Here is a 19,882-nt window from a genome sequence, read left to right as displayed (position 1 = left end):
CAAAAGCGTTTTGGCGAACCGGCTTGCCATCCCATATGCTTCTCACGTCCCCGACGCGCTGAACCAGCGCCCAGGCGGGCCTCTTAGCCCTCATCGTCTAGTGGCCCAGGACGCCGCCCTTTCAAGGCGGTAGCACGGGTTCGAATCCCGTTGGGGGCACGCATCACCTGTGTGGGACTCGTCCCGCACACATCTGGTCCTGTGGAGCAGTTTGGAGTGCTCGCCACCCTGTCAAGGTGGAGGCCGCGGGTTCAAATCCCGTCAGGACCGCGCTGACCTTCCGAGGTCGCGTGGCTGGGTAGCTCAGTTGGTACGAGCGATCGCCTGAAAAGCGATAGGTCGCCGGTTCGATCCCGGCCCCAGCCACAGAGAAAGGCCCCCCGTTCTCGAACGGGGGGCCTTTCGCGTGCCTGGGGCGGGGCCGGGTCCGGGGTGGGCCCGGGAAACTCGGTCGCCACTTCCCCCGCCGGGGTGAGATCCTGGGATCCGTATGTCTACGATCTCCGACCTTCAGCCCCTGTTGGCCGAGCTGTCGTTGCGCGACGCGCACCGGCTCGGCCGTCGACTGGAGGGCACCCGCCGTATACGCAAGCCGGAGTCCAGGGCGGCCGTCCTGGAGGAGATCAGGGCGGAGGCGGAGAAGGGCGCGGCCAGGATGGCCGAGCGCCGGGCGCGGGTGCCGGAGATCCGTTATCCCGAGCAGCTGCCGGTCAGCCAGAAGAAGGAGCTGATCGCGGAGGCGATCCGGGACCACCAGGTGGTCGTCGTCGCCGGTGAGACCGGGTCCGGCAAGACCACCCAGATCCCCAAGATCTGCCTGGAGCTGGGCCGGGGCGTGCGCGGCATGATCGGTCACACGCAGCCGCGCCGGATCGCGGCCCGTACGGTGGCCGAGCGGATCGCGGACGAGCTGGACACGCCGCTCGGCGAGGCGGTCGGCTGGAAGGTGCGCTTCACCGACCAGGTCCGCCAGGACGCCACCTTCATCAAGCTGATGACCGACGGCATCCTGCTCGCGGAGATCCAGACCGACCGCGAGCTGCGCGCCTACGACACGATCATCATCGACGAGGCCCACGAGCGGAGCCTCAACATCGACTTCCTCCTCGGGTATCTGGCGCAGCTGCTGCCGCGCCGGCCCGACCTGAAGGTCGTCATCACCTCCGCGACGATCGAGACCGACCGCTTCGCCCGCCACTTCGGGCCGCGGATGGCGACGGTGGGCGGGAAGGCGGCCGACGAGGACGCCGCCGCGCCGGTGATCGAGGTGAGCGGGCGGACGTACCCGGTGGAGGTGCGGTACCGGCCGCTGCTGGAGGAGGGCGGCGAGGACGCCGACCGCGACCAGGTCACCGCGATCTGCGAGGCGGTCGACGAGCTCCAGGCCGAAGGCCCCGGCGACGTGCTGGTCTTCCTCTCCGGCGAGCGGGAGATCCGCGACACCGCCGACGCGCTGGCCAAGCGGAACCTGCGCGGCACCGAGATCCTGCCGCTCTACGCCCGCCTCTCCCACCAGGAGCAGCACCGCGTCTTCCAGCGCCCGGGCCCCGGCGTCCGCAGCCGTGTCGTGCTGGCGACCAACGTGGCCGAGACCTCCCTGACGGTCCCCGGCATCAAGTACGTCATCGACCCGGGCACCGCGCGCATCTCGCGGTACAGCCACCGCACCAAGGTGCAGCGGCTGCCGATCGAGCCGGTCTCGCAGGCCAGCGCCAACCAGCGCAAGGGCCGCTGCGGCCGTACCTCGGACGGGGTCTGCATCCGGCTCTACTCCGAGGAGGACTTCCTCGCGCGGCCGGAGTTCACCGACGCGGAGATCCTGCGGACCAACCTCGCCTCGGTCATCCTCCAGATGACGGCGGCCGGGCTCGGCGACATCGAGCAGTTCCCCTTCATCGACCCGCCGGACCACCGCAACATCCGCGACGGCGTGCAGCTGCTGACCGAGCTGGGCGCGCTGGACCCGGCCGAGAAGGACCCGCGCAAGCGGCTGACCGAGCGGGGGCGCCGGCTGGCCCAGCTGCCGGTCGACCCGCGGCTGGCCCGGATGGTGCTGGAGGCCGACCGGAACGGCTGCGTCCGCGAGGTCATGGTGATCGCGGCCGCCCTGTCGATCCAGGACCCGCGCGAGCGGCCCTCCGAGAAGCAGGCCCAGGCCGACCAGCAGCACGCCCGGTTCCGGGACGAGACCAGCGACTTCCTCGGCTTCCTCAACCTCTGGCGGTACCTGCGGGCGCAGCAGAAGGAGCGCTCCTCCTCCGGGTTCCGCCGGATGTGCAAGGCGGAGTACCTCAACTACCTGCGGATCCGCGAGTGGCAGGACATCTACACGCAGCTGCGGACCGTGGCCAAGCAGATGGGCCTGGAGCTGCGCGAGGAGGACGCGGCCGACGAGCCGGTCCACATCTCGCTCCTCTCCGGTCTGCTGTCGCACATCGGCATGAAGGACGTGAAGGAGTCCGCGACGCCGGCCGCCTCCGCCGCCAAGCAGGGGCGCGAGGGCGCACGCGGCGGCCGGAACGAGTACCTGGGCGCCCGGGGCGCGAAGTTCGCGGTCTTCCCCGGTTCGGCGCTCTTCAAGAAGCCGCCGCGGTTCCTGATGTCGGCCGAGCTGGTGGAGACCTCCCGGCTCTGGGCGCGGGTCAACGCGAGGATCGAACCGGAGTGGGTCGAGCCGCTCGCCGGGCACCTGGTGAAGCGGACGTACAGCGAGCCGCACTGGGAGAAGGATCAGGCCGCCGTCGTCGCCTACGAGAAGGTGACGCTGTACGGCGTGCCGATCGTGGCGCACCGGAAGGTCAACTACGGCCGGATCGACCCGGAGGTCTCCCGGGACCTTTTCATTCGCAACGCCCTGGTCGAGGGTGACTGGCGCACCCACCACCAGTTCTTCGCGGCCAACCGGAAGCTGCTGACCGAGGTCGAGGAGCTGGAGCACCGGGCGCGGCGCCGCGACATCATGGTCGACGACGAGACGCTCTTCGACTTCTACGACCAGCGGGTGCCGGCCGAGGTGGTCTCCGGCGCGCACTTCGACTCCTGGTGGAAGCGGAAGCAGAAGGAGGAGCCCGAACTCCTCGACTTCGAGCGCTCCATGCTGCTGACGGAGGCGGCGCAGGCGGTCACCAAGGCCGACTACCCGGACTCCTGGCGGCAGGGCGGGCTGAAGTTCCGGGTGACGTACCAGTTCGAGCCGGGGGCGGACGCGGACGGTGTGACCGTGCACATCCCGCTCCAGGTGCTCAACCAGGTCACCGACGAGGGGTTCGACTGGCAGATCCCGGGGCTGCGCGAGGAGGTCGTCACCGAGCTGATCCGCTCGCTGCCGAAGCCGATCCGCCGCCACTACGTGCCCGCGCCCAACTACGCGCAGGCGTTCCTCGAGCGCGCGGCCCCGCTCCAGGAGCCGCTGCCGGTGACGCTGGCGCGCGAGCTGCAGCGGATCGTGGGCGTCCCGGTGACCGGCGACGACTTCGACACCTCGCGGGTCCCCGACCACCTGAAGATCACCTTCCGGATCGTCGACGAGCGGCGCCGCGCCCTCGCCGAGGACAAGGACCTGGAGGCGCTCAAGCTCAAGCTGCGCCCCAAGGCCCGCCAGGCCCTCTCCAAGGCGGCCGCGGCCACCGCCGAGCGCTCCGGCGGCCCCTCGATCGAGCGGTCGGGGCTGACGGACTGGACGATCGGCGCGCTGCCGGAGGTCTTCGAGACGCGCCGCGCCGGCCAGCCGGTCAAGGCGTACCCGGCCCTGGTGGACGAGGGTTCCTCGGTCGCCGTGCGCCTCTTCGACTCGCCCGCCGAGCAGCGGCAGGCGATGCGGCGCGGCATCCGGCGGCTGATCCTGCTCAACATCCCGGTCAACCCGGCCAAGTTCGCCGCCGACCGCCTCACCAACCAGCAGAAGCTCAACCTCTCGGCCAACCCGCACGGCTCCGTCCAGGCCCTCTTCGAGGACTGCGCGACGGCCGCCGCCGACCGCCTCATCGCCGACCACGGCGGGCCCGCCTGGGACGAGGAGGCGTACCGGAAGCTGTACGAGAAGGTGCGCGCGGACCTGGTGGACACCACGCTGCGGGCGATCCAGCAGGTCCAGCAGGTGCTGGCGGCCTGGGGCGCGGTCGAGCGGCGGCTGAAGTCGACGCGTTCGCCGGCGCTGCTGGCCAACCTCGCCGACGTCCGCGCGCAGGTCTCGGCGCTGATCCACCCGGGCTTCGTCACGGAGGCGGGCCTCGGGCGCCTCGGCGACCTCAAGCGCTACCTGGTCGCGGCCGACCGGCGCCTGGCCCAGATGCCGACCGGGGTGCAGCGCGACACGACGCGGATGGCCAAGGTCAAGGAGATGCAGGACGAGTACGCGTGGCTGCTGGAGCAGTTGCCGCAGGGCAGACCCGTACCGAAGGAGGTCCTGGAGATCCGCTGGATGATCGAGGAACTCCGGGTCAGCTACTTCGCGCACGCCCTCGGGACGGCGTACCCGGTCTCCGACAAACGCATCGTGAAGGCGGTGGACGCGGCGGCCCCGTGAGGCCGGCGGGGCCCGCGGGAGGGGCGCCCGGAGCGTGAGCGGGCGGTCGCGCAGAGCGAGTTCGCGTGGTGGGCCGGGACTGGGGTAGAGTCCTGTCTCGCAGCACGGCGCGGAAACGGGCGGTGCGCACCAGCAAGGTCCTGTGGAGCAGTTTGGAGTGCTCGCCACCCTGTCAAGGTGGAGGCCGCGGGTTCAAATCCCGTCAGGACCGCAGTTGAGGCCCCACATCTTCGGATGTGGGGCCTTCTTCGTTGCCCCGCACGGGAGTTGGCCGAGGGAGCGCGCCGTCTTGACGGTCCGCGCGGGCGCCGGTACTCAGGCAGCGGGGCCCGGCGTGGCCGCGCCGCGCGCCCCGGGGAGGTGACCCGTGCCGGAGTCCGCCACAGCCGCTCTGCCGCCCGCCGAGGACCCTGACCCGCCCCGCGCGGACGGCGTTGCCCACGAGGCCGCCCCGGGGCCCCTCGCGGGCATCCAGGGCCCACCGGCCGCCCGTCCGCGCCACGCGACCCGCGCCCTGCTCCGCGCCCACCTCGCGGCCGCCGTCGGCACGCGCCACCGGACCGGGCGGTGCGCGGTCTGCGGGCGGCTGCGGCGGCTGGCGGAGGCCGGCGCGGCCGCACGTGACGAAGGTCCCGCCACCGGATGACCAAGGACGGCCGCACGCGGGCGCCGGCGGTGCCAGGGTGGAGGGTGAGCGGCCGGCCGCCTGGAGCGGCGGTCCCCAATAGTGCAACCGCCACCCGGAGGACAAGACGGGCGGCATGTGACGGGTGTCACCGAAAGAGTTTCTGAAGGGGTGCACTTTAACCGCCCCATACAACCGATCAATTTAATATGTGCAATTGCACCGCTCCCGGAGGCTACCGGCGAGTTCCCCGGGGAGCCTTCCCCGGCCCGGGTTCCCGCTTGACCGACCCCGCCCGCGGAGTCCTCCGGGAGACCCGTACGGGACAGATCCGCGCAGGTGCGAGGGGTGCGGCGGGAGGAGCTGGAGGTCATCCGGAAGCGCCGGCGGGCGGGACTCGGCGGCTCGCGGGCACAAAAAGATCGCGCTGGACCCGGCGGAGTCCAGCGCGATCAGAACGACTTACCCGTGGGGTACGGGGACGGGGTCCGTTGGGGCGGACCACCGCGTCGTGTGGAGCTATGGGGTGCTGTGCGAGGCCGTGACGGGCGCACGCCGGGTTGGGGGACCCGGAAACGCCCTGTTTCAGGCGGTTTTTCAGGCTTCGCTGCGCTGCTGCGGGATGCCCGCGAGCAGTGCGCGGACCTCGGCCTCGCGGTAACGGCGGTGTCCGCCGAGCGTGCGGATCGACGTGAGCTTGCCAGCCTTCGCCCAGCGCGTGACCGTCTTGGGGTCGACACGGAACATCGTGGCGACCTCAGCGGGGGTCAGCAGCGGCTCGGCATCAGGGGTGCGAGCGGTCATGAGCGGCCTCCTCGGGAGAACCGAACCTTCTCGGTTCTTTCCTCTAAATTCTGCACCTTGACCCACGTTGCCCGAAATGGCGGACGCGGGTCGAGTCGGTTATAGGACGAACGGCTTGTCCTCGGCACTACAACTACACCATCCGTCCAGCCACGTCGGCCAAACCGATGGAATTGCCCTCTCAGGTGGCCATCAGCGGCGGTAAGCCGATGGACCGTGCCATAGCGGACAGTCACACCCCCGTGACGATCAGTCACAGGAGTGATCAGGAGCCACCACACCGCCCAAAGAGAACAAGGGTGAGCAATCCGCCCCTAGTTGGGCGAATGGAGCCCGCACCGGGCTCCTTGTCCTATTTTGGCACGAGGGCGGGGGAAGGACGCAAGATCCCGTCTCCGTGGGTTCCCTCACGTTTGAGGCATACGCCCGGATCGGGACCTAGGACCTAGGTCCCCGGACGGGCCCCTGGGCCCCGGCCGCCGCCGGCTCAGTTGGCGAACTGCCTCTCGCGGACCGCACGCCACCGCTCGACGAGCCGCGCGTACGCCTCGCCCGCCACCACGTCGTCGCCGACGCCCAGCGCGCGGATGCCCGAGGCGACGTCGGCCGCGGAACGGTCGGCGTCGAGCAGCTCCGGCGGGAGCACGTGCACCAGCCCGCCGTAGTCCAGCTCGACCAGCGCCCGCGGATGGAACTCCTCCAGCCACCGCCCTACATCTACCAGGCTCGTCACCAGCGGCCCCCCGGCCTGGCGCACCCCCCGCTCGGAGGGATCGGCCGCGGCCACGCTGTCGCGCAGCGCGCGCAGCCCGCGGGCCACCCGGCGGCGGGCCTGGGCCATCGGGGTGCGGTAGCGCAGCAGCGGAGCCTCGTTCTCCGCACCCCGGTCGTACTCCCGGTCCTCGTCGCCGACCAGCACGAACCAGCTGAGCGGGACCGACCAGGCGGCCTGCCTGATCCAGGCGCGGGCGTCGGGGTGGCGCTCCAGGTGGCGGGCGTGGTCGGCGGCGGCCCGCTCGCGGACGGCCGGGGGCAGGGCGGCGTCCAGCACCGTCGGCGGGAAGAGCTCGGCCGTCTCGCCGAGCGCCTCCCAGCACCGCAGCCGGGTCGTCCAGGGGCAGATCAGCGGGGTGTCGCCGGACCAGAGCACGAAGGCGTCGGCGCTCTCCCGCTCCGGGGCGGGCAGCGGCGGGGTCGCGAGCACGGCGGTGAGCCGGGCCCGCAGCTCCTCCTCGACGGCGGGCGGCTCGGCCTCGTGGGCGTACCGCTCCCAGTGGCCGCGCTCGGGTTCGGGGAACGCGCCGAGCGGTTCGTAGACCCGCAGGTACGACGCGTACGGAAACCTCACCGCGGACACCTGGGGCACCCCGCTCCCTCCCTGTGACACCAGCTCGGACACCTCGCGCATCGTGCCACGCCGGGCCACCCGGGCGAGGGAAGATCGGGCTCGGGGGACGACCGCGGCACGGGCTCGTTCTACCCTCATGCCACGGCGTCCGCCACCTTTACGGACTCCGCCCATCCGCCGCATCTCACCGGGAGTCACCACCGTGACCGACGTATCCGACGGCGTCCTGCACACCCTGTTCCGTTCGGAGCAGGGCGGCCACGAGCAGGTCGTGCTCGTCCAGGACCGAAGCAGCGGCCTCAAGGCCGTCATCGCCCTCCACAGCACCGCCCTGGGCCCGGCCCTCGGCGGCACGCGCTTCTACCCCTACGCGGACGAGGCCGAGGCGGTCGCCGACGCGCTCAACCTCGCACGCGGCATGTCGTACAAGAACGCCCTCGCCGGGCTCGACCACGGCGGCGGCAAGGCCGTGATCATCGGGGACCCCGAGCGCGACAAGACCGAGGAACTGCTGCTGGCCTACGGCCGCGCCGTCGCCTCGCTCGGCGGCCGGTACGTCACCGCATGCGACGTCGGGACGTACGTGGCCGACATGGACGTGGTCGCCCGCGAGAACCGGTGGACCACCGGGCGCTCCCCCGAGAACGGCGGCGCCGGCGACTCCTCGGTCCTGACCGCCTTCGGCGTCTACCAGGGCATGCGCGCCTCGGCCCAGCACCAGTGGGGCGACCCCTCGCTGCGCGGGCGCAAGGTGGGTGTGGCCGGGATCGGCAAGGTCGGGCGGCACCTGGTCGGCCATCTCCTGGCCGAGGGCGCCGAGATCGTCATCACCGACGTCCGCGAGGAGGCCGTCCGGCTCATCACCGAGCGGCACCCCGAGGTCACGGCCGCCCCCGACACCGAGGCGCTGATCCGCACGGCCGGGCTCGACATCTACGCGCCGTGCGCCCTCGGCGGCGCCCTGAACGACGCGTCGGTCCCGGTCCTCACCGCGCAGGTGGTCTGCGGCGCGGCCAACAACCAGCTCGCCCACCCCGGAATCGAGAAGGACCTGGCCGACCGCGGCATCCTCTACGCGCCGGACTACGTGGTGAACGCCGGCGGTGTCATCCAGGTCGCCGACGAGCTGCACGGCTTCGACTTCGACCGCTGCAAGCAGAAGGCGGCGAAGATCTTCGACACGACGCTGGAGATCTTCGCACGTGCGAAGTCCGACGGCGTGCCCCCGGCCGCCGCCGCCGACCGGCTCGCCGAACAGCGCATGGCGGAGGGCCGCCGGGCCTGACCCGCACCCCGGACGGACGATCATTTCCGGCCAATTTTCCCCCGTCGCCGAGGTGTGCGGCGGGGGATTCGGCTGATCCGGCAAGGGCCGGGCGGCCCGGGACGGTTACGGGACGTAACCGGTCGAAACGCCCGGGGGCGGCCGGTGTCGCGCGGGTGTGCGCGGCGGCCGGCGCGGGCCGGGGAAACGGCGCGCCAGCAGGGCGATCACGCTTCGCCCGTCGTCCGATCACGCTCTGAACAGGCCCGCGAGCGGCGCACGCGGGCGTGGGAGGCCGGTTGGTCAGGTACCGGTCAGGGTGATCGGCGCACCCGGCCGGGGGGAGACAAGACTCACGCCCGTCGGCGGGTCGCCGTCGGCGGGCGGGTTAAACTCGCAGCTGACCAGCGAGGACAGGGGCTCCTCGACGGTGCTGACCACCGGTCCGTCCGGTGGGCGGCGTACCGGATGCACGCGGAAGCAGGTACCGTTGAAGCCCTACGGGCACGGACTCCCCACGGAGAGTCCGTCTCGAAACATGAACGCGTGTCAAGACTCTGGGGCCGTCGAGCCCCGTCACCGAGGGGGTCGAGCCATGGGGCGCGGCCGGGCCAAGGCCAAGCAGACAAAGGTCGCCCGCCAGCTGAAGTACAACAGCGGCGGGACTGACCTGTCGCGTCTGGCCAGCGAGCTGGGCGCATCGACTTCGAGTCAGCCTCCGAACGGCGAGCCGTTCGAGGACGACGAGGACGAGGACCCGTACGCACAGTACGCGGACTTGTACAACGACGACGAGGACGAGGACGACGAGTCCGGTCCCGCGTCGAAGCAACGCCGCGGCGCTTGACTTCGCACTGAGCACCCGGTCAGGGACCACCCAGGTTCCGGACCGGGTTCTGTGCTGTCCTGCGCGACAACGGACCGAGTGAGCGAGCGCGTGGTGCGAGCCACGCGCTGAAGCGTGCGCACCCGCGCACCGCGCGGCCACCCGGGGACCGCCGCCTTGGCTGCGCCGGTCCCGGGCCGGGCCGGCGACGGCGCGATCCGCGCCACCGCCCTCGGTCCCGTCGGCAGCTTCCGGGCCGGTCGGCCCGCTCGCGCCGTCTTCCTCGAAGCCATGATCGTCATACCTGGTCACCGCCGTCGGCGGGTGCCGCGCCGTGACCGGGTGGCCACGGCGCGGCACCGTCCGCCTCAGGCCGCGTAGTCGCCCGTCAGGGTCGCGCCGGTCGCCTCGTCGCCGCGCCGGGTGATCTCGCCGGCCACCCAGGCGTCGACCCCGCGGTCGCGCAGCGTGGTCAGGGCGATCTCCACCGAGCCGGCCGGGACGACGGCCATCATGCCGACGCCCATGTTCAGCGTCTTCTCCAGTTCGAGCCGATCCACCTGGCCGGCCTTGCCGATCAGGTCGAAGACGGGGGCCGGGGTCCAGGTCGCCCGGTCGATCCGGGCGTGCAGCCCGTCCGGGACGACGCGGGCCAGGTTGGCGGCGAGGCCGCCGCCGGTGATGTGCGAGAAGGCGTGGACCGCGGTGGTGCGGGTCAGCATCAGGCAGTCGAGCGAGTAGATCTTGGTCGGCTCCAGCAGCTCCTCGCCGAGGGTGCGGCCGAACTCCGGCACCTCGCGGTCCAGGCTCCAGCCGGCCCGGTCGAAGACCACGTGGCGGACGAGCGAGTACCCGTTGGAGTGAAGACCGGAGGAGGCCATCGCGATCACCGCGTCGCCCTCGCGGATGCGGTCCGGGCCGAGCAGCCGGTCGGCCTCGACGACGCCGGTGCCCGCGCCCGCCACGTCGAAGTCGTCCGGCCCGAGCAGCCCCGGGTGCTCGGCGGTCTCGCCGCCGACCAGCGCGCACCCGGCGAGGACGCAGCCCTCGGCGATGCCCTTGACGATGGCGGCGACCCGCTCGGGGTGGACCTTGCCGACGCAGATGTAGTCGGTCATGAAGAGCGGCTCCGCCCCGCAGACCACGATGTCGTCCATGACCATGGCGACCAGGTCGTGGCCGATGGTGTCGTAGACGCCGAGCTGCCGGGCGAGGTCGACCTTGGTGCCGACGCCGTCGGTGGCGGAGGCGAGCAGCGGCCGCTCGTACCCCTTGAGGGCGGAGGCGTCGAAGAGGCCGGCGAAGCCGCCGATGCCGCCGAGGACCTCGGGGCGCCGGGTCTTGCGCACCCAGTCCTTCATCAGCTCGACCGCGCGGTCACCCGCTTCGATGTCGACGCCGGCGGCGGCGTACGAGGCTCCGGTGGGGGTTTCAGACATGGCTGGGACTTTCGTGTCGGCCGGCCCGGCGGCCCGCCCGCGCCGTCGGCGGTGACGGCACGCGGCGGAGGGGCGGCGGGGCTACCTGCTACGGGCGGCGGAGGGCGTCGGCGGCGTCGGCGCCGCCCGCCAGCTCGGTCTCCAGGAGCTGCTTGCCGAGCAGCTCGGGGTCGGGCAGCGTCATCGGGTATTCACCGTCGAAGCAGGCCCGGCAGAGGTTCGGCTTGTCGATGGTGGTGGCCTCGATCATCGAGTCGATCGAGATGTACGCCAGCGAGTCGGCCCCCATGGAGGTGCCGATCTCCTCGACGGTCATGCCGTTGGCGATCAGCTCGGCGCGGGTCGCGAAGTCGATGCCGAAGAAGCAGGGCCACTTGACCGGCGGCGAGGAGATGCGGATGTGCACCTCGGCCGCGCCGGCCTCGCGGAGCATCCGGACCAGGGCCCGCTGGGTGTTGCCGCGGACGATCGAGTCGTCGACGACGACCAGCCGCTTGCCCTTGATGACTTCCTTGAGCGGGTTGAGCTTGAGGCGGATGCCCAGCTGGCGGATGGTCTGCGAGGGCTGGATGAAGGTCCGGCCGACGTAGGCGTTCTTGACCAGTCCGGCGCCGAAGGGGATGCCGCTGGCCTCCGCGTACCCGATGGCGGCCGGCGTGCCGGACTCCGGGGTCGCTATGACCAGGTCGGCCTCGGCCGGGGCCTCGGCGGCCAGGCGGCGGCCCATCTCGACGCGCGAGAGGTAGACGTTCCGCCCGGCGATGTCGGTGTCGGGGCGGGCCAGGTAGACGTACTCGAAGACGCAGCCCTTCGGCTTGGCCTCGGCGAAGCGGGAGCTGCGCAGGCCGTTCTCGTCGATGGCGACGAGTTCGCCGGGCTCGATCTCGCGGACGAAGCTGGCGCCGCAGATGTCCAGGGCGGCGCTCTCGCTGGCGACCACCCAGCCGCGCTCCAGGCGGCCGAGGACCAGCGGACGGATGCCCTGCGGGTCGCGGGCGGCGTAGAGGGTGTGCTCGTCCATGAAGACGAGCGAGAAGGCGCCCTTGACGTCGGGGAGGACCTTGGCGGCGGCGTCCTCAAGGGTGAGGGGCTTGCCGTCGTCGTCCGTCTGCCCGGCGAGGAGCGCCGTGATCAGGTCGGTGTCGTTGGTGGCCGCGACCTGGGTGGCCCGGCCGTTCTCCTTCGGCAGGGCGGCGACCATCTCGGCCAGCTCGACCGTGTTGACCAGGTTGCCGTTGTGGCCGAGGGCGATCGATCCGTGCGCGGTGGCGCGGAACGTCGGCTGGGCGTTCTCCCACACCGAGGCACCGGTGGTGGAGTAGCGGGCGTGGCCCACCGCGATGTGGCCCGTCAGGGAGCCGAGGGAAGTCTCGTCGAAGACCTGGGAGACAAGGCCCATGTCCTTGAAGACGAGGATCTGGGAGCCGTTGCTGACCGCGATTCCCGCGGACTCCTGGCCCCGGTGTTGGAGGGCGTACAGCCCGAAGTAGGAGAGCTTGGCGACCTCTTCGCCCGGAGCCCAGACACCGAAGACGCCGCAAGCGTCCTGGGGGCCTTTCTCACCGGGGAGCAGATCGTGATTAAGGAGACCGTCACCACGTGGCACGCCTCCGAGTGTAGGCGAGATCGACCACCGGGCCGAATGGGGGACCCCGTCTTTTCTGGAGCACACCCGTGTGACCTGCGGGTTCTCCGGGCGGATGGACGAGTGTGAGGAATCGCTCTCCCGCCCGTCCGCCCGGAGGCGGGGCCGGTCAGGAGAGGACGGGCAGCAGGGCCGAGATGTCGGCGCGCTCGCCGCCCGCCGTGAGGTGCCCGCCGTCGACCGCCTCGGCCCAGCCGGTGCGGCCCGCGGCGAGCCGTACCCAGGTCAGCGGGTCGGTCTCGACCACGTTGGGCGGGGTGCCGCGGGTGTGCCGGGGGCCCGCCACGCACTGCACGACGGCGTACGGCGGGACGCGGACCTCGACCGAGCCGCCGGGCGCCTTGGCGGCCAGCGCGTCCGCGAGGACCCGGACGACGGCGGCCAGCGCCTGGCGGTCGAGCGGGATGTCGACGCCGGTGGCGCGCCGCAGGTCGTCGGAGTGGACGACCAGTTCCACGGCGCGGGTGACGAGGAAGTCGGTGAAGGTCATCGCGCCGGCCCGGGCGGCGATGACCCGGTCCAGCGGGACGTCGGCCAGCAGCCGGGCGAACTCCGCGGTGGCCTGGGTGTACCGCTCGACCGGGTCCTGGCCCTCGGCGGCCGCGCGGGCGGCCCGGGCGTTGGCCTCGGCGCGCGAGCCGGTGCCGGCGGCCCAGTCGAGCAGCGCGACCTCGGCGGCGGCCGGGGCGGGGTCGACCAGGCCCGCGCGGAGCCCGTCGACGCCGGTCGCCAGGTGGGCGACGAGTTCGGCGACGCTCCAGTCACCGAGCCCGCTGGGGGCGCCCAGCTGGTCGGGGCGGAGCGCGCGGACGGCCTCGGCGACGTGCGCGGCCTGCGCGAGCACGGCGGCGCGGGTCTTCACCGGGTCGTACGAACGGGGACGGCGTGCGGAGGCTGCTGGCATGGGGCCGAGACTACGACGCCCGGGGGCGGATGTGGGGCCGGGGTGAAGATACGGCCCCCGGACCGTGACCGGTTGCGCGATTCAACTGCCCGATATGGCCCGGGAGTTGACGGTACGTGGGAGGAAGCGCGAGGTCCCGGCGCCGGTCGCGGGGACCGGTGCCGGGACCTCGGAGGAGCCCTGCGGACGGTGTGGCCGTCAGGCCATCAGCGCCTCGATGGTGCCCTCGTGCGCCTCGCGGACCTCGCGCAGGGAGAGGGTGAACTCGCCCTGCACCTCCAGCGCGTCCCCGTCGACCACACCGATCCGGGTGGCCGGCAGGCCGCGCGCACCGCACATGTCGGTGAAGCGCAGCTCCTCGGAGCGCGGCACGGAGACGACCACGCGCCCCGCCGACTCGCTGAACAGGAAGGTGAAGGCGTCCAGCCCGTCCGGCACGACGAGCCGGGCGCCCTTCTGGCCGCGCAGGCAGGACTCGGCGACGGCCTGCACGAGGCCGCCGTCGGAGAGGTCGTGCGCGGCGTCGACCATGCCGTCGCGGGAGGCCGAGATGAGGATGTCGGCCAGCAGCCGCTCGCGCTCCAGGTCGACCCGGGGCGGCAGACCGCCGAGGTGGTCGTGGACCACCTGGGACCAGGCCGAGCCGCCGAACTCCTCGCGGGTCTCCCCGAGGAGGTACAGCAGCTGGCCCTCCTCGGCGAAGGCGACCGGGGTGCGCCGGGCCACGTCGTCGATGACGCCGAGGACGGCGACGACCGGGGTCGGGTGGATGGCCACGTCGCCGGTCTGGTTGTAGAGCGAGACGTTGCCGCCGGTGACCGGGGTGCCGAGGATCTGGCAGGCGTCGGCGAGACCGCGGATGGCCTCGGCGAACTGCCACATGACGGCCGGGTCCTCGGGCGAGCCGAAGTTGAGGCAGTCGGAGACCGCGAGCGGCTTGGCGCCGGTGGTCGCGACGTTCCGGTACGCCTCGGCCAGCGCCAGCTGGGCCCCGTGGTACGGGTCGAGCTTGGCGAACCGGCCGTTGCCGTCGGTGGCGATGGCGACGCCGAGCCCGGACTCCTCGTCGACCCGGATCATGCCGGCGTCCTCGGGCTGGGCCAGCACCGTGTTGCCCTGCACGAAGTGGTCGTACTGGGAGGTGATCCAGGACTTGGACGCCTGGTTGGGCGAGGAGAGCAGGGCGAGGACCTGCTCCTTCAGCTCGCCGCCGGTGGCCGGGCGGGGGAGCTTGCCCGCGTCGTCGGCCTGGAGGGCGTCCTGCCACTCGGGGCGGGCGAGGGGGCGCTCGTAGACCGGGCCGTCGTGGGCGACGGTGCGCGGGTCGACGTCGACGATCTTCTCGCCGTGCCAGAAGATCTCCAGCCGGTCCCCGTCGGTGACCTCGCCGATGACGGTGGCGATGACGTCCCACTTCTCGCAGATGGCGAGGAAGCGGTCGACCTTCTCCGGCTCGACCACGGCGCACATGCGCTCCTGCGACTCGCTCATGAGGATCTCCTCGGGCGAGAGCGTGGAGTCGCGCAGCGGTACGTCGTCCAGGGTGACCCGCATACCGCCGGAGCCGTTGGAGGCCAGCTCGCTGGTGGCGCAGGAGAGCCCGGCCGCGCCGAGGTCCTGGATGCCGACGACCAGCTTCTCGGCGAACGCCTCCAGGGTGCACTCGATGAGGAGCTTCTCCTGGAAGGGGTCACCGACCTGGACGGCGGGGCGCTTGCTGGGCTTGGCATCGTCGAAGGTCTCGGAGGCCAGGATCGAGGCGCCGCCGATGCCGTCGCCGCCGGTCCGGGCGCCGTAGAGGATGACCTTGTTGCCGGTGCCGGAGGCCTTGGCGAGGTGGATGTCCTCGTGCCGCATGACGCCGATGGCGCCGGCATTGACCAGCGGGTTGCCCTGGTAGCAGGAGTCGAAGACGACCTCGCCGCCGATGTTGGGCAGGCCCAGGCAGTTGCCGTAGCCGCCGATGCCCGCGACGACGCCGGGCAGTACGCGCCGGGTGTCGGGGTGGTCGGCGGCGCCGAAGCGCAGCGGGTCGACCACCGCGACCGGGCGGGCGCCCATCGCGATGATGTCGCGGACGATGCCGCCGACACCGGTGGCCGCGCCCTGGTAGGGCTCGACGTACGAGGGGTGGTTGTGCGACTCGACCTTGAAGGTGACCGCGTAGCCCTGGCCGACGTCGACCACACCGGCGTTCTCACCGATGCCGACGAGCATGGCGTCCGACTGCGGGGCCTTCTCGCCGAACTGGCGCAGGTGCACCTTGGACGACTTGTACGAGCAGTGCTCGGACCACATCACCGAGTACATCGCCAGCTCGGCGCCGGTGGGACGGCGGCCGAGGATCTCGCGGACCCGGGCGTACTCGTCCTCCTTGAGGCCCAGCTCCGCCCAGGGCTGCTCGGTGTCCGGGGTGTCGGTCGCGTGCTTGACCGTGTCCAGGCTCATGCGCTGACCAGCTTCTTGATGATCGAGGTGAAGAAGGGCAGGCCGTCGGTGCGGCCGGAGCCGACGAGCGGCTCGACGGCGTGCTCCGGGTGCGGCATGAGGCCGACGACGTTCCCGGCCTCGTTGGTGATGCCGGCGATGTCGCGGAGCGAGCCGTTCGGGTTGACGTCGAGGTACCGGAAGGCGACGCGGCCCTCGGCCTCCAGCATGTCGAGCGTGCGGGAGTCCGCGACGTACCGCCCGTCCATGTTCTTCAGCGGGATGTGGATCTCCTGGCCCGCCACGTAGTCGCCGGTCCAGGCGGTGGCGGTGTTCTCCACGCGCAGCTTCTGGTCGCGGCAGATGAAGTGCAGGTGGTCGTTGCCGAGCATCGCGCCGGGCAGCAGGTGGGCCTCGGTGAGGACCTGGAAGCCGTTGCAGATGCCGAGCACCGGCAGGCCCGCGCGGGCGCCGTCGATGACCTTCTCCATCAGGGGCGAGAAGCGGGAGATGGCGCCGGCCCGCAGGTAGTCGCCGTAGGAGAAGCCGCCGGGCAGGACGACGGCGTCGACCTGCTGGAGGCTCTTGTCCTTGTGCCAGAGCGGCACGGCCTCGGCGCCCGCGAGGCGGATCGCCCGCTGGGTGTCGCGGTCGTCCAGGCTGCCGGGGAAGGTGACGACGCCGACCCGGGTGTTCGAGCGGGCGGCGGGGGTGGGTCCCGCGGTCACTTCTCTTCCTCGACCTTCACGGTGAAGTTCTCGATCACGGTGTTGGCGAGGAAGGTCTCCGCCAGTTCGTGGATACGGGCGAGAGCGGCGTCGTCCACCGGCCCGTCCACTTCGAGTTCGAAACGCTTTCCCTGACGTACGTCGGAGATTCCCTCGAAGCCGAGACGCGGCAGTGCACGCTGCACCGCCTGGCCCTGAGGGTCGAGGATCTCCGGCTTGAGCATGACGTCGACTACGACGCGTGCCACTGGCACTCCCGGTGTGTGGTGCTGGTGCTGAGCAGGTCCGTTCAGCGTACCCGGCCAAAATTTCTACGCGCGTAGCGAGCGTGACGGGCATCACGTTCCGGTATCAGAAGTGATGCGCTCGCGAAAAATCCAGGGAAAATCGCGCAGCCCGCATTCCGGGCAATCATGAGGGAACAATGAGAAGGTCTTCCCCAAGGATTGTCCGCCGCTGTACAAAGGAATGGCCGCGATAATGCGGCATTCCGCAGAAACAGCCGAACCACCGGCATCACCGCACGTCCCGGCCGCGTCCCGCCAGGTCGGCGCCCCGGTCCACCCGACCGGGAGCCGCCCCCGCAGGCCGCGGAGCACCGGACCGGGGTGCCGCATGAAGGGACCGATATTCGTGGCGCAGCGAGTCGTGGTCACTCTCTTCGACGACATCGACGGCGGTGAAGCGTCGGAAACGGTCGCCTTCGGGCTGGACGGCACGTCGTACGAGATCGACCTGAACCGAACCAATGCGGAAAAGCTCCGCGAAACGCTGGAGCCGTACCTGAGGGCCGGCCGTAAGCGCTCCGCCTCCGGCCGCGCCTACCAGCGGACCTCCGTCGCCGCCGACCCCGCCGCGGTGCGTGCCTGGGCCCGCTCGCACCAGATGGACGTACCGCCGCGCGGACGCATCCCGAAGCGGGTCTACGAGGCGTTCGAACAGGCCAACTGAGGCGGGCCCGGCTCCTGGCCGGGCCCGGGACCCGGGGGTGCACATCCCGGTGCGAGCAGCCGACTTGCGCGACACCCCCGGTGATCAGCTAGAGTTCGGAGCACGCCGAGGGGCGAGGCCGACAGGCCGAAACCCCCAGGTAGTGCGGGTGTAGTTCAGTAGTAGAACACCCTCTTTCCAAGAGGGAGGCGCAGTGTGCAATTCCTGTCACCCGCTCTTCAGCACCGCCCGGATCTCCGGTGGTCTTCGGACCACCTGGAAGTTCGGGTAGAGTGAGGGAAGCGCCGATCGGTGAGAGCCGGTCGGATGCAGTGCGGACGTAGCTCAGTTGGTAGAGCGCAACCTTGCCAAGGTTGAGGTCGCCAGTTCGAACCTGGTCGTCCGCTCCGTTGAAAGGCCCCAGTCGATGACTGGGGCCTTTTGCTGTGCCCTGGGGGCGTCGAGCGGCCCCGGGTCCGCCCGCTCTGACATTTGTCATGGGGACCGGTGACAGCGTGCACTGCCGACGGCCTCCGGGGGCGGCGAGGGTGGAGGCATGAACACCGAAGACCACGTGATCGATGTGACTGATCTGCGGCGGGTGTACGGGGGCGGCTTCGAAGCGGTTCGGGGCGTCTCCTTCACCGTCGGCCGCGGCGAGCTGTTCGCGCTGCTGGGGACCAACGGCGCGGGCAAGACCTCCACCCTCGAAGTGCTCGAAGGGCTCGCGCGGCCCGCCTCCGGGCGGGTGCGGGTGCTCGGGCACGACCCGTTCGGCGAACGGGACGCCGTGCGGCCCCGGATCGGCGTCATGCTCCAGGACGGCGGCTTCCCCTCCGAGCTGACCGTCCGCGAGACCCTGCGGATGTGGGCCGGATGCACCAGCGGCGCCCGCCCGATCGGGGAGGCGCTGGAGATGGTCGGGCTCGGCAAGCGCGCCGACGTCCGCGTCAAGGTGCTCTCCGGCGGTGAGAAGCGGCGCCTGGACCTGGCGCTGGCGCTGCTCGGGCGGCCCGAGGTGCTCTTCCTGGACGAGCCGACGACCGGGCTGGACGCCGAGGGCCGGCAGGACACCTGGTCGCTCGTCCGCGAGCTGCGGGCCGAGGGCACCACGGTGCTGCTGACCACGCACTACCTGGAGGAGGCCGAGGCGCTCGCCGACCGGCTGGCCATCCTCCACGAGGGCCGGATCGCCAGCGAGGGGACCGTCGAGGACGTGGTGAGCGCGCAGCCGTCGCGGATCACCTTCGACCTGCCCGACGGCTGGTTCCCCGGCGACCTGCCCCCGCTGGACCAGCTCGGCGTCACCGGGCACTCCCACGACGGCCGCACCGTGCGGCTGATGACGCAGAACCTCCAGCAGGCCGCGACCTCGCTGCTGCTCTGGGCGCGCGACGCGGGCGTCTCGCTCGGCTCGCTGGACGTCCGGGCCGCCTCGCTGGAGGAGGCGTTCCTGCACATCGCCCGCGAGGCCGACGGCCGGGGCGACTCCGCCACCGCCGCCGCCTCCCTCGACCCCCGGAAGGAGACCGCCGCATGAGCGCCGTCACCACTCCCCCCGCGCCCGCCGGGCAGGAACAGCGCACGCGTCCGCTCGGGCGGCTGGCCGCTCTGGCCCGGGCCGAGCTGGCGCTGCTGGTCCGGAGCAAGGGCGTGATGTTCGCGGCGCTCTTCGTGCCGTTCGTGCTGCCGTTCAGCGTCGCCCAGACCGTGGACGACGACACGCTGAAGGGCACCGGGCTCACCCTCGGGCTGGTGCTCCTGCCCGGCGCCATCGGCTTCTCGCTCCTCTTCGCCGTCTACAGCTCGCTGGTCACCATCTACGCGACCCGCCGCGACGAGCTGGTCCTCAAGCGGCTGCGCACCGGTGAGCTGCGGGACAACGAGATCCTGGCCGGGACCGCGGTGCCCTCGATCATCATCGGCCTGGCCCAGTCGGCCGTGCTGATCGTGGCCGTCACCGCGCTGCTCGACATCGGCGCGCCCAAGGCGCCCCACCTGGCCGTCCTCGGCATCCTGGTCGGCATCGTGCTGATGGTGGTGCTCGCCGCGCTGACCAGCGCCCTGAGCCGTACCGCCGAGTCCGCGCAGGTCATGGCGATGCCGGTGCTGCTGGTGCTGATGCTCGGCTCCGGCATGGTGGTGCCGCTGGAGGTCTTCCCGGACTCCCTGGCCTCCGTCTGCGAGCGGCTGCCGCTGACCGGCGCGATGGCGCTGATCCGGGGCGGCTGGACCGGCGAACTGTCCGGCGGCGACATCCTCACCGCCGCCGTGACGTCGCTGGCCTGGATCGCGCTCAGCCTGTTTGCTGTACGCCGGTGGTTCCGCTGGGAGCCCCGCCGCTGACGGCGGCGGCCGGCGCCGACGAGCACCGACCAGCAGCACCGACGAGCACCCGACGAGTACTGAGGGACGGA

At 71.7% G+C, this 19,882-nt stretch carries 15 protein-coding genes and 6 tRNA genes; 13 read left to right on the top strand and 8 right to left on the bottom strand.

From position 1 onward, the window contains the following. Positions 1 to 86 precede the first annotated feature (86 nt). The 6 genes from IF45_RS0127490 (at position 87) to IF45_RS0127465 (ending at position 5,171) form a co-directional block, all read left to right on the top strand. A tRNA-Glu gene (locus tag IF45_RS0127490) sits at positions 87 to 159 on the top strand. 36 nt (positions 160 to 195) lie between these two features. Then, positions 196 to 270: transfer RNA gene (locus IF45_RS0127485), tRNA-Asp, on the top strand. 22 nt (positions 271 to 292) lie between these two features. Beyond that, positions 293 to 366, top strand: a tRNA-Phe gene (locus tag IF45_RS0127480). Positions 367 to 490: 124 nt separating this feature from the next. Further along, the gene (gene hrpA, locus IF45_RS0127475) at positions 491 to 4,525 is read left to right on the top strand and encodes an ATP-dependent RNA helicase HrpA (protein ID WP_030310119.1); all 4,035 of its coding nucleotides are present in this window, start codon (positions 491 to 493) and stop codon (positions 4,523 to 4,525) included. 136 nt (positions 4,526 to 4,661) lie between these two features. Further along, positions 4,662 to 4,736, top strand: a tRNA-Asp gene (locus IF45_RS0127470). Positions 4,737 to 4,892: 156 nt separating this feature from the next. Continuing rightward, positions 4,893 to 5,171, top strand: coding sequence for a DUF6274 family protein (locus IF45_RS0127465; RefSeq protein ID WP_003949542.1), 279 nt, complete (start codon positions 4,893 to 4,895; stop codon positions 5,169 to 5,171). Positions 5,172 to 5,747: 576 nt separating this feature from the next. Here IF45_RS0127465 and bldC read toward each other — a convergent pair. Both bldC and IF45_RS0127455 read right to left on the bottom strand, forming a co-directional pair. Continuing rightward, positions 5,748 to 5,954, bottom strand: a complete 207-nt coding sequence (gene bldC, locus IF45_RS0127460; protein ID WP_003949541.1) for a developmental transcriptional regulator BldC — start codon at positions 5,952 to 5,954, stop codon at positions 5,748 to 5,750. A gap of 487 nt (positions 5,955 to 6,441) precedes the next feature. Then, entirely contained in the window at positions 6,442 to 7,320 is an 879-nt protein-coding gene (locus IF45_RS0127455) for a DUF8083 family protein (RefSeq protein WP_030310117.1), read from the bottom strand. Between the two features lie 184 nt (positions 7,321 to 7,504). Between IF45_RS0127455 and IF45_RS0127450 the strand changes: the two genes are divergently transcribed. Together IF45_RS0127450 and IF45_RS0127440 are read left to right on the top strand one after the other, a co-directional pair. Further along, the gene (locus IF45_RS0127450) at positions 7,505 to 8,587 is read left to right on the top strand and encodes a Leu/Phe/Val dehydrogenase (RefSeq protein ID WP_008409755.1); all 1,083 of its coding nucleotides are present in this window, start codon (positions 7,505 to 7,507) and stop codon (positions 8,585 to 8,587) included. A 574-nt stretch (positions 8,588 to 9,161) separates the two neighbouring features. Further along, on the top strand, positions 9,162 to 9,413 hold the full coding sequence (locus IF45_RS0127440) for a DUF3073 domain-containing protein (RefSeq protein ID WP_008409756.1): 252 nt from the start codon (positions 9,162 to 9,164) through the stop codon (positions 9,411 to 9,413). Positions 9,414 to 9,760: 347 nt separating this feature from the next. On the opposite strand, the gene purM is transcribed toward IF45_RS0127440, so the two are convergent. The 6 genes from purM to purS form a co-directional block, all read right to left on the bottom strand. Next, positions 9,761 to 10,831: a phosphoribosylformylglycinamidine cyclo-ligase gene (purM, locus tag IF45_RS0127435; protein ID WP_003949537.1), complete on the bottom strand. Its 1,071-nt coding sequence runs from the start codon at positions 10,829 to 10,831 to the stop codon at positions 9,761 to 9,763. An 88-nt stretch (positions 10,832 to 10,919) separates the two neighbouring features. Next, positions 10,920 to 12,437 carry an amidophosphoribosyltransferase gene (gene purF, locus IF45_RS0127430; protein ID WP_008409757.1) on the bottom strand — a complete coding sequence of 506 codons (1,518 nt, stop codon included), beginning with the start codon at positions 12,435 to 12,437 and terminating at the stop codon, positions 10,920 to 10,922. 148 nt (positions 12,438 to 12,585) lie between these two features. Then, positions 12,586 to 13,380: a maleylpyruvate isomerase family mycothiol-dependent enzyme gene (locus IF45_RS0127425; RefSeq protein WP_030310114.1), complete on the bottom strand. Its 795-nt coding sequence runs from the start codon at positions 13,378 to 13,380 to the stop codon at positions 12,586 to 12,588. Positions 13,381 to 13,578: 198 nt separating this feature from the next. Continuing rightward, positions 13,579 to 15,828, bottom strand: coding sequence for a phosphoribosylformylglycinamidine synthase subunit PurL (purL, locus tag IF45_RS31625; protein ID WP_003949534.1), 2,250 nt, complete (start codon positions 15,826 to 15,828; stop codon positions 13,579 to 13,581). Then, positions 15,825 to 16,535, bottom strand: coding sequence for a phosphoribosylformylglycinamidine synthase subunit PurQ (gene purQ / locus IF45_RS0127415; RefSeq protein ID WP_003949533.1), 711 nt, complete (start codon positions 16,533 to 16,535; stop codon positions 15,825 to 15,827). Before purQ ends, purL begins: the two co-directional genes overlap by 4 nt. Next, positions 16,532 to 16,783, bottom strand: coding sequence for a phosphoribosylformylglycinamidine synthase subunit PurS (purS, locus tag IF45_RS0127410; protein ID WP_008409760.1), 252 nt, complete (start codon positions 16,781 to 16,783; stop codon positions 16,532 to 16,534). The genes purQ and purS overlap by 4 nt, the downstream gene beginning before the upstream one ends. A 385-nt stretch (positions 16,784 to 17,168) precedes the next feature. Between purS and IF45_RS0127405 the strand changes: the two genes are divergently transcribed. The 5 genes from IF45_RS0127405 to IF45_RS0127385 all read left to right on the top strand — a co-directional run bounded on the left by IF45_RS0127405 (position 17,169) and on the right by IF45_RS0127385 (position 19,811). After that, entirely contained in the window at positions 17,169 to 17,486 is a 318-nt protein-coding gene (locus IF45_RS0127405; RefSeq protein ID WP_003949531.1) for a histone-like nucleoid-structuring protein Lsr2, read from the top strand. Positions 17,487 to 17,630: 144 nt separating this feature from the next. Further along, positions 17,631 to 17,702 (top strand) — tRNA-Gly (locus IF45_RS0127400). Positions 17,703 to 17,799: 97 nt separating this feature from the next. Then, positions 17,800 to 17,872 (top strand) — tRNA-Gly (locus tag IF45_RS0127395). 149 nt (positions 17,873 to 18,021) lie between these two features. Further along, positions 18,022 to 19,005: an ABC transporter ATP-binding protein gene (locus IF45_RS0127390; protein WP_008409762.1), complete on the top strand. Its 984-nt coding sequence runs from the start codon at positions 18,022 to 18,024 to the stop codon at positions 19,003 to 19,005. Then, positions 19,002 to 19,811 (top strand): ABC transporter permease, encoded by an 810-nt coding sequence (locus tag IF45_RS0127385; protein WP_003949529.1) that lies wholly within the window; start codon positions 19,002 to 19,004, stop codon positions 19,809 to 19,811. Before IF45_RS0127390 ends, IF45_RS0127385 begins: the two co-directional genes overlap by 4 nt. The last annotated feature ends 71 nt before the right edge of the window (positions 19,812 to 19,882 follow it).

The sequence above is a fragment of the Streptomyces albidoflavus genome, assembly GCF_000719955.1.
Classification (GTDB): domain Bacteria; phylum Actinomycetota; class Actinomycetes; order Streptomycetales; family Streptomycetaceae; genus Streptomyces; species Streptomyces albidoflavus.
The sequence above is the reverse complement of the archived record's forward strand: the minus strand, read 5'-3'. Positions and strand labels throughout refer to the sequence as shown.